This window comes from Psychrilyobacter sp. (assembly GCF_037132775.1).
Taxonomy (GTDB): domain Bacteria; phylum Fusobacteriota; class Fusobacteriia; order Fusobacteriales; family Fusobacteriaceae; genus Psychrilyobacter.
Window position 1 is genome coordinate 1 of record NZ_JBAHZY010000018.1, and the last position, 14,820, is coordinate 14,820.

Consider the following 14,820-nt stretch of genomic DNA (forward strand, 5'->3'; position numbering starts at 1 on the left):
ATATATGGATAGAAAGATTTTGGAGGACAATAAAGTACAGTGAAATATTTCTTAATGAATATCAAAATTTAAGAGAATTATACACGGGAATAAAAAGGTATATTAATTTTTATAATAACGATAGAGGACATAGTTCTTTAAATTATGAAACACCTGCTAAGGTATATTTTGGTACTCAAAAAATTGCTTAAGTTTTTTCATAAACTGTTTGACAAACACGACCACCATATACTCCTAATTTTATATTTTAAATATTGTACTACGTATTTGAAAAATATTATAGACTATCTGCATAAATATTACATTTTTCTTTTTAAAATTATATAGGTTGCTGACAAAATCATCCCCCCACCTATAATTGTTGAGATCCCTGGCATTTCATTAAAAAATATCCCTCCTAATATAACAGCTCCCAATGGATCTATATAGGATAAAACGCCTACATGCTGAACTTTTATTCTTTTTATACCTTCAAAATAAAGATTTAACGCTATACACGTGTGGATAACTCCGACTATGACCATTAAAATTAAAGACATAGTATTAAATTTTTTCATATATCTGATGGCAGGTAAAAAAATTAAGGAGGAGATTCCCATTTGAAACAAACTGATCTTATAGGATGGGACATCTTTTAATTTTTTTACACTGATTGTCACTAAAGCATAAAAAAATGCAGCGATCAATCCATATCCAACACCTACCATACTAAAATTACTACCTTTTTGAGATCCCATAAAAGTCATTAAAATTACTCCTGAAAAGCTTAACCCAACTGCAATTAAAGTTTTTTTATCGATACTTTCCTTTAACAAGAAAACAGAAAGGAGAGTAACTATAACAGGAGCTACATAATAACTCATTGTCGCCGAAGCAATAGTTGTAACTTTGATTGCCCGAAAAAAGAAAAACCAATTTAGAGCAATAAATAATCCACTCATAGAAAGAATTAAATATTCTTTAAAAGATAATTTATTACTTGTACTATCTTTCTTTTTTATAAGTTTTAATATCCCCAAGACTATAAATGCTATAAATACTCTGAAGAAAACGATAACCTCTGGAGGCTGATCAATATATCGTACAAATATCCCGACACTCCCCCATATAACCATTGATGATATTATAAATAGATATCCTGTGTTCATATTCCACCACCACCCCTAAACCATATATTTAAGCGTACTATACCATAAATTTAAACTTTAAGCTATAAAGAATAAATAAAAAAATGCCTCTATTGATCAGAGACACTTTTAAAAAAATTTACTCTAGAATATTCTTCCATCGATATTGATGAATGGGAATATTGGTAAGAATCCAGTTCTAGCCATATTGATCAGACCTAATTGTACCCCCGTAAGATCATCAGTCATATTAAATAATCCCACTTGGAAAGCTGCACCCTGAGATATATTCACTAAACCGATATCAACAGTAGATCTTCCAGTAGAGTAGTTGATAGCTCCCCATTGAATACCTTCAACATTTTCACTCATATTAACTAATCCCAAAAGAACACCTGTCGATGGTCCCTTGTGCATGTTTACTATACCCATTCCAAGACCAGTAAATGAATTATTTACCTTGTTAGCTCCTATAAATCCAAATTGTAAACCTTTAAAATTATCGGATTCACCTATGGCGATCAAGTTAAAGTCAACACCACTTACATTAGCCGTCTTACCATAAAGTAAGTTTAATCTTAAACCACTAACATCTTCAGATGCCGGAACCTGAATATCCATTAGATTAAACTGAAATCCCGTTGCAAATGACATACTAGATAACAAGAACAAGATCCCCAATAAAATTTTAACTCTTTTCATAATTTCTAACCTCCTAAAAAATTTGTTTGTTTTTACTACTTCCATAACACTATACTGTGATGCTCAAATTAATCCTACAATAAAATAAAAATATTTATATCGGTATTAATCCCAGTAAATATAGTGTAAAATAATAGGTGAAAGATAAATATAAACAAATAAAATTAATCATTAATTAACACTGATCAAATTTATAGATCTTTGATTGAAACTAATGTTCCAAGGGGGGTTACCGTGAAAATACTCATAGAGGGAGACACTAAATCTGGAAAAACAAGTCTCCTAAAGAAAAAATATATTCAGATGATCAATGACGGTATAGATTCCAATAAAATTTTAGTGCTCATTGCCAACAGGATGGAAGCTATAAGGTTTAAAGATAATTTAACCTTAGAGTATTCAAGTGAAAACAGGATCTTTTCCTATTTTGGATTTGTTCAGCATGAATTAAAAAAATTCTGGCCAATAATCCTAAAAAAAAGTAAAAAAATTCATAAATTTAATATAACCCCAACTTTTATGACCTTTGAAGCCTCCCAGTGCCTCATGGGAAAAACAGTTGAATATTATAGAAAACAAGGATTTTTAGGAGAATTGAATATTCCCAATGAAGATATCTCAAAGAAGTTCCTCTCCAATATCTTAGATGCGTCCCTAAACAATCTTGTATATACTAAGATTGGCGATAAATTAAAATCATTTGGAGAGGTCTCCAGGGATCAATTATATGATCAAATGAATGTAATCATCGACAAATATATGGAAAAAACACTAGAAAATGGAAGTTTCGATTATGGGACCTCTATCTATCTATACAATAATTTTCTTTTAAAAGATGAGTTTTACTTAGGTGATTTTAAAAAAAATACCCACTATCTTTTAGTTGACTCAGGAGAGATAGGATCCATAGCAGAAGTTGATTTTATAGACAGGATAAAAGGATACCTAAAAGGTCTTATTGTCACCCTAAATACAGACGGACCCTATGGAATTCATAGCTATTCCAAGGGATATTTAGAAAAAACAATAATAGATTCAGAATATAAAAGGATAAAATTAGACAGTAAATATATAAAAACCAATAAATTTTTAGAACGATTAGAGGAAAAATTTTACTCTTGCGAAACTATAAAAGGACTTCCAAACCTGCATTTAGATATAGAAAATGAGTATAAAAGTGAAAATAATCGGAAGGTTATTAAAAAAGTTTTAGAACTTCTAGATAATTCCGTATCACCTCTGGATATCTCGGTAATTGTTCCACAAAATGACCTGGTATTAGAATTTGCCTTAGAAAAAATAGGCCAAGATAGGGGATTTAAATATATGAATATAGGCAGGAATGAGAGAATTTTAGATGATCCCTATGCCTATATTTTGGTTATAGCCAGTATATTATTTTATGAATTTAAAGAGATTAATTTAAATTTCGACGAAATTAAGGTGTTTTTTAATCTTACTTTGGGATTAGATTCCATTAGGAGTGCTCTTTTAACTAATTATATAGGGGGTCGCAGCAAGGATAGGTATAGATTTATTGTTATAGACAGTCAGGAGATCAAAAAACGAATCCCACAACAAAATATAGAAAAATATGATAAAATAAGAGAAATATTTAATAAAATCCCTAAAGATATTGAATTATACGATTTTTTTGAAATTATATATATCGAATTCATTGTAGGAGAGAAGAAAAAAATTGAGAACATAAAAGGATGTAGGGAGCTCATAGATTCCTCTAAGAAATTTATTGAAACTCTTCATAATTTTGAAAGTATCAAAGACATCAACTATGAATTTATAAAGTTTTTACGAGATGGGGCTAAAGCATCGGAGAGTTTAATAGAGCTAGATGAAAGGTTGAATGGAGAATACCTTTCTATATCTACACCCTATGCCTACATAAGCTCTAGTAGGGATTCAAAATATCAAATTTGGACGGATATAAGAAATAAAAATTTTATTCCCGATACAAAAAACATTCTTCAAAATTCATGGGTACTCTCTAAAACTTGGAAGGGTAACAGGTTTTCTGTAGAGGATCAATTTTATATTGAAAAAATAAATACCATGGGGATCCTCCGAAGACTGATGAAGTCTTGTCATGGGGATATATATGTGTATGGATCTAAATATTCTAGCGGAAGCCACGGGCAGGGAGGGCTTCTGTATAATACATTTAAAAAAATTAAATAAGGGAGAAAACTATGAAATATATAAGAAAAATCGGGATAATATTGTCCTTATTGATATTGTTTGGATTTTCATATGGACAGGATGATTTTAAAGTAAAATCTATGAAGTTAATATTGAGTAAAACCATAGCTTTAGCCGATGGACAGGATGAGATAAGGATTAGCTATAAGGTTGAGGATGATAATGGTGTACCCCTTAGAAATATAGATAAAAAAAAACTTAGTCTGTTGATTGACGGAGTTGAAAGTAGTAACTTCATCCTGAGATCCAGTGAAAGTAAAAATTTTGAAATAACTCTCATCTATGAAGATCTCAAAACTGAAACCACAGTGAAATTTATAAAAAAAAATAAAAAATTAAAAATATCCCTTTCTAAAACAAGAATTTTGGCTGACGGGATCGACGAAACAATTATAGGAACTATAGATGATCAGGGAAATAAATGGAATGATAGCGTAATTCTATATATAAATGGTAAAGAAGTTTCAACTAATCTATTTAAAACAAAAAAAATAGGTGAATATACCGTTGTCGCTAGATCTGGCAAATTTGAAAGTGAGAGGAGAAAAATAATTGCATATGAAAAAATTAATGCTTTAAATTTAAAATCAGACAAGGTTAAGATCCTTTCCAATGGAGTAGATAAAATGACCTTTACCCTAGAGGGAAGGGATCAAAATGGACTTAATCGTAAAATAAATGATTTCACCTTAGTAGACTTTCAAGGGAAAAGCATATCTAAATTCGCAACATTAACTACTAAAAACCCAGGAACTTACAAGATCAGAGCTATCTACGGGAAAGAGTATTCTAATTACGTTACCTATAGATCTAAAAAGCCTCCAACATTTGATGTGATTTCCCACTATCCGATGAAAGAAACTATAAATTTAAATACCGAGATAGAGGTTACACTAAACATAGAAGTCAAAGACTATAGAAATGGTTTAGAAGTTTTATTGGATGGGAAACCTATTCTAGGTAGACTTACCTATAAGAAAAAATCTGAATCGCTGCAGTTTATTCCTGATCAGCCACTGAAATTAAATTCAAAATATAAGGTAAAATTAAAAAAATCTATTGTAGGAAGAGATGAAAATAAGTTAAAAAATGATTTTACCTTTGAATTTGAGACTGTTTCTAGAAAAAATATAGATGCAGTTAAAGTAGAAAGAGGATCCTTTATATTAGGAGATGAGATCGGTAAACTATGGAAGTTTTCATCTCCTGTACAGGACGCCTTTATTGAATACGACTACTTTATTGGAAAAACTCCAGTAACATTTGATATCTACGATCAATATACCAGAGATACAAAATTGCCCCTTGTAAATGATAATGGGTGGGGACGTAAGACTAGACCTGTTATTAATGTAACTTGGCATGATACTATAGGTTTTTTAAACTGGTTATCTAAAAAAGAAAACTTGTTGCCAGCCTATGATAAAGATGGAAATCTTATTGATTTCAATGGAAATAAAACCCGGGATATAACTGTGGTTATGGGATATAGACTGCCAACTGAAATTGAATGGGAATTTGCCGGGAAGGGAGGTGTGAAATTTAGACCTACCCTGTTTAGTGGCTCCAATGATATAGGTGCAGTAAGCTGGTATTCTAAAAATTCAATGGATAAAACCCATGAAGTAGCCACAAAAATGCCCAATGAATTGGGAATCTATGACCTGAGCGGAAATGTTTGGGAATGGATAAATGACAATAGTGGTGTTTATTCAGGAATAGAGAGGATAAACAGTGTAGGACCTAAAAACGGGACACTAAAAATACTCCGAGGTGGGTCATTTAACAGTATAATGAGTGACACTCAGTTGACCTTTAGAGATGAACTGTCTCCTAATACTAAGGATATATATTATGGGTTTAGAGTAGTAAGAACAATTAAGGAGGGGAAATAATGACAGGAAAAATACCATTTTTAAATAAAATATATAACTTACTTACCAATACCGACAGGTTTGCAGGGCTTATCGAACAAATTATTTTATTTTCTATACGAGTAATTATTGCAATTCTAGTATTTCTAATCTTTAGGAAGATTATAGATATTCTAATGAGGAAATATGAACAATTAGATACAGGAGAGTCCAATAAATCGCTCCATACTTTTTCCAGATCGATCCTTAGATTGTCTTTAAACTTTATAGCGATCATGATTGCGCTCCTAATAATGGGGGTAAAACAGACTGCTTTTATAGGACTTTTAGGAGGAGCAGGCTTAGGCATTGGTTTAGCTTTGAAAGATACTCTGGCAAATTTTGCTGGTGGAATCATATTAATAGTATTTAAAGCCTATGAGATCGGTGATTATATCGAAATTGATGGTCAAGGCGGGAGTGTCCACGAGATAAATGTTTTTGCTACAACACTAAATACAATAGACAATAAGAGAATTCTAGTTCCAAATGGTCTGGCGACTTCCCGTCAAATCATAAATTATACAAAGAACAAGATGAGAAGGGTAGATCTTTTATTTGGAATTTCTTATAACGATGATTTTAAAAAAGCTATAAAAATATTGACTGAGATAGCAGAATCTCATCCTAAAATTTCACAGAGAGTAGATAAGACTATTCGATTGAGGGAGTTAAATGATAGTTCGGTAAACCTTACCTTTAGAGTTTGGTGTAAAGCTGAAGATTATTGGGAGATCTATTACGATGTCATGGAGTCGGCAAAAATTAAGTTTGATGAAAATGGTATAACTATCCCATTCCCACAAATGGATGTCCACATGCATAAAACAGAAAAGGAAGTAACAATTTAGAATAAAAAAATTAGTCACGAATTACACGAAGGGAAAAAAAGAGAGCACACGGAGAAGAACTCTGTGAAACTCTCATCTCGCCTCGGTGAGTCTCAGTGTCAAAAAATAAAGTAATAAAAGAAAAGAGGTAGATTATGTTAAAGAAAGCTGAGAAAGCCTTGTTTCAATATTTTGGATATAAAAAATTTAGAACCAATCAAGAGGAGATCGTCTCCTCTATTTTAGATGGAAGAAATCTTTTGGGAATCATTCCAACGGGTAGTGGAAAATCTATCTGTTATCAGATCCCAGCACTGCTATCTCCTAAACTTACCATAGTTATATCCCCCTTGATCTCTCTCATGAAAGATCAAGTGGACGCTCTTAGGATGTCCAATATCTCTTCAGCTTTTATAAATAGTTCCCTCTCAAAGGAAGAATATGTAGATATCATTCGGCAGTTACGACAAAATAAACTAAAACTCCTGTATATCGCTCCCGAAAGACTCCTCAATGCTAAATTTATAAATCTGCTGACCAGTCTCCATATAGGGATGGTCGCTGTAGATGAAGCCCACTGTATATCTCAATGGGGACATGATTTTAGAAAATCTTATCTAGAGATTCCTAAATTCATTGAAAATTTGGGCCAAAATATACAGATCACGGCATTTACAGCTACAGCTACCCCAAAGGTAAAGCAAGATATCCTAGATCTGTTGGAAATGAAAAACCCAAAAACATTTGTAGGAGGATTTGATCGGAAGAATTTATTTTTTAAAGTTGTAAAAAATGAAGATGCAGAATCATATTTAGTCGATTATTTGGACACCCATAGGAAAGCTCCTGGTATCATCTATGCTTCTACACGAAAAGAAGTAGATAACTTATATGCTTATTTAAGATTGAAACATTTTAATGTGGGAAAATACCATGCAGGGCTCACCGATGAGGAGCGTAAAAAATTTCAAGAAAAATTTATAACCGGTGATATTAGAGTTATGATTGCAACCAATGCCTTTGGGATGGGGATAGATAAATCTAATGTAAGATTTGTTATCCACCGGAATATACCCAAAGATATCGAAAGTTACTATCAAGAGGCTGGTCGTAGTGGTCGTGATGGTGGGCAAGCTGAATGTATCTTGATGTTTTACCCTGAAGATATTGGCACACAAGAATTTTTTATAGACGTGAATAAAGATCTATCTTCGGAGTTAAAAAGGGATAAACTAAAAAAATTAGATGAGGTGGTAGCCTATACTGAGATTAAATCTTGCCTGAGAGAATATACATTGAAGTACTTTGGTGACAGAAGGATTAAAAATTACTGTGGAAATTGCGGTAATTGTATCAACATAAAGGATGTAGAAAATAATACTGTAGATGCACAAAAAGTTCTCTCATGTATCGGAAGATCCAAAGAAAATGTGGGTGTCAGGATGGTTATTCGACTCCTATTAGGAAATATAAATGATAAAATCACAAGAAAGGGTCTGGATAAGATCTCAACTTTTGGAATTTTTAAAGGTTATGATAAAAGACTATTGGAGGAATTTATCAACTACCTTATCTCCGAAGGATATATAGATCAAACAGCAGGATCGTATCCTGTGCTTAAACTAAATGAAAAATCATTTGATGTACTGAATGGAAATATCAAGGTACTCCGAAAGAAAAATGAAGTTGTATCCTTTGATTACTATGAAAATCCTATCTTTGAAAAGTTAAATGAAGTTCGACGTGAGATAGCAGAAAAAGATGGAATAGCTCCATATGTCCTCCTATCCGATGTAACTCTTATGGAACTAGCAGATAAAAAACCTACCAACAGATGGGAGATGTTAAAGATTAAAGGGATAGGCAACCAAAAATTTGAAAACTATGGACAACGTTTTTTAGATATCTTAATAACAGAAGTAGGTATTGAAAATTTAAAAAGTGACGGTTCCCAAGAGATTCAAAAAGCCGATAAAAAATACCTAGTGGATATTGAAAAGGTAAAACATCTGAAAGAAAGTTTAAACTTAGATGTAGATGTAGAGGAGTTAGCCCAGGCTATAAGTGAGATGTTCTTTTAATCTTCACACAAGATTCATTTTACTTCCTATGCCTTAAAAGAATTTTTTAGATATCATGATATAATTAGTAGAATAAAATAAAATGGAGGTAAGTAAATTGGAAAATATTTGGTTTCCGTATACACAGATGAAAACTATGAATAAACCTATTCAAATAGAACAGGGAGAGGGGGTATATCTATATACTAAAGATGGGGAAAAATTAATAGATACTGTTTCTTCTTGGTGGTGTGCAATTCATGGATATAATAATATAGAGATAAATAATGCCATAAAGAATCAAATAGATAAGATGTCCCATATCATGTTAGGTGGGCTGGTTCATGAACCTGTTATGGAATTCAGTAAAAAAATAGCAAGTATTCTTCCTGGAGACTTAAATCATTGTTTTTTTCTGACAGTGGATCTGTAGGAGTGGAAGTAGCCCTTAAGATGGCAGTTCAGTATTTTAGTAATATAGGAAAAAGAAAGACAAAATTTATATCTTTCACAGATTCATACCATGGGGATACATGGAAAGCTATGGAAGTAGGAGATGATCCAGATTATCACAAGGCCTTCAAGGGAGATAACACTCCCCAAAACTTTTATGTGGAACCTGGGAATATAGAGGAGTTAGAAGATACACTGAAAAAAAATTCTGCTGAGATAGCAGGATTTATAGTAGAACCTATTTTACAGGGTGCAGGAGGTTTTAAGATCCACTCGAGGGAGTATCTCAAAAATGCCCGTAAACTTTGTGACAGATATGATGTATTATTTATATTTGATGAGGTAGCTACAGGTTTTGAACGGACAGGAAGTCTATTTGTTGCTTCAGAAGATTTAGTTCCAGATATTATAGTCCTTGGAAAAGCTTTAACTGGTGGATACCTAGGTCACGCTGTAACAGTGGCTACAGATGAGATATATGATAAATTTTATTCTGATTCTCCAGAAGATGCTTTTATGCACGGACCTACATTTATGGGAAATCCCCTTGCTTGTGTAGCAGGGCTACAATCAATCGAAATATTTGAGAGGGAAGATTATCTATCTAAGATAAAAAAGATAGAGTCAACTCTCCAAAAATTAAAAGAAATAGATCATCCTCTCATAAAGGAAGTTAGAGTAATTGGTGGATGTGGATGTATAGAGGTAAGTGATAACAAAATTTAAAAGGGTTTTAAGGACTATTGTTTTTCCAAGGGGATATGGAATAGAACATTTTTGGATTTTGCATATATTATGCCTCCATATATAATCTCCTCCGATGAATTAAATTATGTAGTTGAAACCTTCAAAACTTGGTTTGAGCAGGAACAGAAAGATGTTTTATAAAGAGTTATCTCAAGAACTAGAGGAACTGAAAAAAAATCTAATTATAGAGAGCTAAAAGTTATTAAAGATAACTATACCTTGGATTTTTCTTCTAATGATTACCTAAATTTAAATTTTGATGAAAGTTTCAAAAAAAAATTATAGATAATTTAGATTACAACGAAATTTCATTTGGAAGTTGTGGATCTAGACTTCTATGTGGAAATCATAAAGAGATCAGGTATTTTGAAGATGAGATTGATGAGGTATTCAAAAAAAAATCTTTAATTTTTGGAAGTGGATATGATGCCAATACCACAGTCATTGAAACTTTTTATTCTAAGGGAGATATAGTCTTTACCGATAGGTATAATCACGCTAGCATCTATGATGGGCTTATAAATTCTGGGGTTAAGATAGTGAGATACAAACACTTAGATTACCTAGATCTAGAGAAAAAATTAATGAAATATAGAGATACCTCCAAGAGATCTCTCATAATAACAGAGAGTATCTATAGTATGGATGGAGATATAGTTGATTTAGACAAGGTAGTTCTATTAAAAAATAAATATGATTCACAGCTCTATTTAGATGAAACACATTCATATGGTGTTTTAGGTTATGGATTAGCCTATAACAGATCTTTGGTTGAAGATGTAGATTTTATCATGCTAGGATTAGGAAAAGGTGGATCTAGTAACGGTGGAATACTGATATTAGATGATATTGCAAGGTCATATCTAATAAATAGGGGAAGAAAATTTATCTATACTACAGCTCCATCTCCTATTCAGACTAGTTGGAATAGATATGTATTTAAAGATATGCCATCTTTAGAGTATAAAAGAGAAAAATTGAATTTATTGAAAGAATTATTTTATAAAAAATTAAAAGAAAAAAATATAGAAACTATAAGCACAGAGCAGATCATAAGTATAGTTATTGGCGACAATAAAAGGTGTATAGATATATCCCAAACCTTGAGAAAAGAGGGTTACCTTGTCTATCCAATTAAGGAACCTACAGTTCCAAAGGGAACAGCTAGAATAAGGCTTACACTAACAGCGGATATGAAAATGGAACAAATATGAATGTTTATAGAAAAACTTAGTCATGAATTACAAAAATAAATTAGAAATTAGGATGAACAAATAGTCACAGATTGCACAAATTTACACAAAAAAACATTAATCCCATAAGAAAAAAGAGGGTTACAGTATATGAAAAATTTGAATTCAATCAAAGATCGTTAGGAGGTCATAGGTGAGATTAATATTATTTTTTAATGGATGGGGAGTTCCTAAGGAGATCTTTAAATTTTTAGCGCGAGATGATTTTGAAATTAAGATTATAGATTTGGAAGAAAAAGTAGATTTAGAAGAATTAAAAAAATATGAGGAAATAAATGTTATTGCCTGGTCATTTGGGGTCTATAATGCTTCAAAACAATTAGAAAACCAAAAAAATATAACTTTAAATAAAGTAGTTGCAATAAATGGAAGTACAAAAGCAATCCATAAAAGGTATGGAATATCTCCTATGATATTTGATCGAACTCTAAAAAATTTAAACACAAATACATATTTAGAATTTATGAAAAATACAGGTTTAGATATCTTAAAGGTTAAAGATGAAGAAGTTATAAAAAATTACAGGAATATCTTAACTGAATTCGGAAAAAATTACAAGGAGATACCATCTCTATTTAAATATTCATTGATCTCTACTAAGGACAGAATTTTTCCCTCTAGGAGTTTGATGAATTATTACAAAGATACAGAATACAAACTTATAGAGGAGGAGCATTATCCTTTTGATAGGTGGAATAGCTGGGGAGAGATATTGGATGAATTTTGATAAAAAATTTGATAGATATGAGAAAAATGCTCATATTCAAAAGATTGTAGCTAAGAAATTAATAAATTTAGTTCCTAAAAAAAATATAATACTATTTTTGAGATTGGTGCTGGGACGGGTGTTTTGACTAAAAATATAGTAAAAATATAGAATATGAGTGTCTAACAGTCAATGATAAATACCTTGAAAGTAAGGCCTATATAAAAGATCTACCTTCTGTAGAGTTTATAGGAGGAGATATTGAAAAATTAGATCTAAAGAAAAGTGATCTAATCATATCTAGCTCGGTATTTCAATGGATAGAAGATAAAGATAAATTATTTGAAAAAGTATCTAAAGCTACAGATACTTTGATATTTTCTATCTATATAAAAGGAAATTTGATAGAGATTTCAGATCATTTTGGTATCTCATTGGAATATTTGGATATGAAAGGGTTAAAAACACTTCTAAGTTCTTATTTTAAAAAGATTAGAGAATATAATGAGAGTTTTAGGTTAAAATTTGATACTCCCATGGATGGATTAAAACACCTTAAAAACACAGGTGTAACAGGTATAGGACATACAAATACAAAAAAAATAAGAAGTTACTTATCCAAAGAATTGACCTATAAAGTTGGATATTTTATCTGTGAAAAATAGTGTTTTAGAAAATTTTTTAAAAACTAAGGAGGAATATAATGAAAAAATATATAGACATCGAATCCTGGCCGAGGAGAGCACAATAGAAGTGAATCCATTCGTTGATGGATGGTCTTCATGTAGGAAGATATTTTTCTTTATTACAGGATAGTTTGGATGAACCAAGCAAAAACTTATAGGTTATTTTTTTATGGGATGATACGAAATTATTCCATAGATTATTCAAAGATAAATTTTGAGATATATGATGATAAATGATAGAATGTATGTTGAACTTTTAGGAGGTTAAGATGAATTATTCAGATAAATTATTTATACAGGAAGCTAAGGATATATTAGCTGGTGCTACAACCGATGGATTAGATGGAGTAAGACCAGTATGGAAAGATGGAACTACTGCAAATACCATAGTAAAATTTGCTTCAGTTACAAGGTATGATCTTTCTAAGGGTTTACCGATAACTACCCTAAGACGTCAATATTGGAAGGGTGCTATCCAAGAATTGATATGGATATGGGTGAAAAATTCTAATAATATCAAAGATTTGCCATTAAAAATATGGGATTCTTGGGCTGATGAAAATGGAAGTATTGGTAAAGCTTATGGATATCAGCTGGGAAAGAAGATAGATTTTCCTGAAGGGAATATGACACAGGTGGAGAGAATTATCTATCTCTTGAAGAATAAACCCGGTGACAGAAGGATGGTAGTAACTATCTGGAACAACGAAGATATGAAAGATATGGGGCTGGTTCCCTGTGCTCATACTATTACTTTTGCTGTGATAGGTGGTAAACTTAATGCAGTTTTAGACCAACGTTCAGGAGATTTTTTAGCTGCTTCAGGACCTGGAGGATACAATGAGATACAGTATGCTACTCTAGTATACATGATGGCTCATATTGCAGGATTAGAAGTAGGGGAGTTTGTTCATCTCACTGTAAACCATCATATCTATGACAGACATATAGATTATGTAAAGGAAATGATTATCATTGGGGAGGAAATTGATACAGAGTCAGACTTACCAAAATTAATTATTAAAAATAAAATAGAAAACTTCTTTGATTTTACCATCGATGATTTTGAATTAATAGGATATGAACCAAAATCTAAATCAAATAAGATTGAAATAGCTATATAGGAGGAAAAATTATGGTTAATATGATCTATTCTATCTCCTACAAGGAGAATATAGTGGGAAATAGTGATACAAATGATCTGGTATTTAATATCAGAGAAGATCTTCAATTTTTTAAGGAGATGACCATTGGAACTACTATGATAATGGGAAGAAAAACTTTTGAATCTTTACCTACTGGAGGGTTACCCAAAAGGAAACATGTGATAGTTTCAAATAAGATAAAAACCGTAGAAGATGCCAAAAATATTTTAGGGGAAAAATATCTTGAAAATTTAATATTTATAAATTTAGATGAATTAGAGGGGTATATCAAAGAGGAGAGCAAGAACACCAATATCTCAATCATTGGAGGAGCTATGCTCTACTCTCGTTTTTTAGAGGATAAAAATCTATTTGACCTAGTTTCTAATATCTATGCTACCGAAGTAGAGAGAATCCCAAATATTAAAACCCCTATAAAGTTGATGGGACACAGTAATCTAAAAGAAAAATGCAATTTTGAAGTTGTTAAAATTGGTCAGGGAAAGGATAGATTAGATAATAATAATTTAGTAGACTATAAAGTAGTTAGATATTTCAAAGTATAAATTTAAATATATATTAAAACCAAAATCTTTACACTAAGCTCACAAAGAAAAAACTAGAGAGTTGAGTCTGTCTCATATTTTGTGTAAACCTCCAAATTAGTGTAAACTACAATTACATTAATTTGAAGGTTTTTTTATGAGAAAAAGAAGAAAAGATTTATCCCCTGATGAATTTGCACGAAAAGAGCTAAAATGCTTGAAAGTGCTTTAGATGGAGAGCTGGAAGAGCAACTTGGTTATAGTAAATATGATTACCGTAATAAATCCACGGATAATTCTAGAAATGGTTATTCTAAAAAGACATTAAAAAGCAGTTCTGGAGAAATTGATATTAACGTTCCTAGAGATCGAAATAATGAGTTTGAACCGCAGATCATCAGGAAACATCAAAGTTCAATAAGTCAAGATTTTGAAG

13 protein-coding genes and 2 pseudogenes are annotated in these 14,820 nt (G+C 31.5%); 13 read left to right on the forward strand and 2 right to left on the reverse strand.

Annotation, left to right across the window (positions count from 1 at the left end; genetic code table 11):
* A partial coding sequence (locus V5784_RS01040; RefSeq protein ID WP_336887194.1) for an integrase core domain-containing protein occupies positions 1–191 on the forward strand: 191 nt, incomplete at its 5' end.
* Positions 192–299: 108 nt separating this feature from the next.
* Here V5784_RS01040 and V5784_RS01045 read toward each other — a convergent pair.
* Both V5784_RS01045 and V5784_RS01050 read right to left on the reverse strand, forming a co-directional pair.
* A complete protein-coding gene (locus V5784_RS01045; RefSeq protein ID WP_336887195.1) occupies positions 300–1,148 on the reverse strand; it encodes an EamA family transporter in 849 nt (282 codons plus the stop codon).
* A 123-nt stretch (positions 1,149–1,271) separates the two neighbouring features.
* Positions 1,272–1,829, reverse strand: a complete 558-nt coding sequence (locus tag V5784_RS01050) for a hypothetical protein (RefSeq protein WP_336887196.1) — start codon at positions 1,827–1,829, stop codon at positions 1,272–1,274.
* Between the two features lie 234 nt (positions 1,830–2,063).
* Between V5784_RS01050 and V5784_RS01055 the strand changes: the two genes are divergently transcribed.
* From V5784_RS01055 to V5784_RS01110, 12 genes and pseudogenes are all read left to right on the forward strand, one after another.
* Positions 2,064–4,025, forward strand: a complete 1,962-nt coding sequence (locus V5784_RS01055; protein ID WP_336887197.1) for a UvrD-helicase domain-containing protein — start codon at positions 2,064–2,066, stop codon at positions 4,023–4,025.
* An 11-nt stretch (positions 4,026–4,036) separates the two neighbouring features.
* Positions 4,037–5,941, forward strand: coding sequence for an SUMF1/EgtB/PvdO family nonheme iron enzyme (locus V5784_RS01060; RefSeq protein ID WP_336887198.1), 1,905 nt, complete (start codon positions 4,037–4,039; stop codon positions 5,939–5,941).
* Entirely contained in the window at positions 5,941–6,810 is an 870-nt protein-coding gene (locus tag V5784_RS01065; RefSeq protein ID WP_336887199.1) for a mechanosensitive ion channel domain-containing protein, read from the forward strand. Before V5784_RS01060 ends, V5784_RS01065 begins: the two co-directional genes overlap by 1 nt.
* Before the next feature lie 134 nt (positions 6,811–6,944).
* Positions 6,945–8,870: a DNA helicase RecQ gene (gene recQ / locus V5784_RS01070; protein WP_336887200.1), complete on the forward strand. Its 1,926-nt coding sequence runs from the start codon at positions 6,945–6,947 to the stop codon at positions 8,868–8,870.
* Positions 8,871–9,006: 136 nt separating this feature from the next.
* A pseudogene (bioA, locus tag V5784_RS01075) lies at positions 9,007–10,028 on the forward strand (adenosylmethionine--8-amino-7-oxononanoate transaminase).
* A 326-nt stretch (positions 10,029–10,354) separates the two neighbouring features.
* Entirely contained in the window at positions 10,355–11,263 is a 909-nt protein-coding gene (locus V5784_RS01080; RefSeq protein ID WP_336887206.1) for a pyridoxal phosphate-dependent aminotransferase family protein, read from the forward strand.
* Positions 11,264–11,435: 172 nt separating this feature from the next.
* Positions 11,436–12,029, forward strand: a complete 594-nt coding sequence (locus V5784_RS01085; RefSeq protein ID WP_336887201.1) for a pimeloyl-ACP methyl esterase BioG family protein — start codon at positions 11,436–11,438, stop codon at positions 12,027–12,029.
* Positions 12,019–12,156, forward strand: coding sequence for a hypothetical protein (locus V5784_RS01090; RefSeq protein WP_336887202.1), 138 nt, complete (start codon positions 12,019–12,021; stop codon positions 12,154–12,156). Before V5784_RS01085 ends, V5784_RS01090 begins: the two co-directional genes overlap by 11 nt.
* Positions 12,157–12,409: 253 nt before the next feature.
* Positions 12,410–12,673, forward strand: a complete 264-nt coding sequence (locus V5784_RS01095) for a hypothetical protein (protein WP_336887203.1) — start codon at positions 12,410–12,412, stop codon at positions 12,671–12,673.
* Between the two features lie 290 nt (positions 12,674–12,963).
* Positions 12,964–13,818, forward strand: coding sequence for a thymidylate synthase (gene thyA / locus V5784_RS01100; RefSeq protein WP_336887204.1), 855 nt, complete (start codon positions 12,964–12,966; stop codon positions 13,816–13,818).
* An 11-nt stretch (positions 13,819–13,829) separates the two neighbouring features.
* Positions 13,830–14,405 (forward strand): dihydrofolate reductase, encoded by a 576-nt coding sequence (locus V5784_RS01105; RefSeq protein ID WP_336887205.1) that lies wholly within the window; start codon positions 13,830–13,832, stop codon positions 14,403–14,405.
* A 192-nt stretch (positions 14,406–14,597) separates the two neighbouring features.
* Positions 14,598–14,820, forward strand: a pseudogene (locus tag V5784_RS01110) (transposase); the annotation flags it as partial.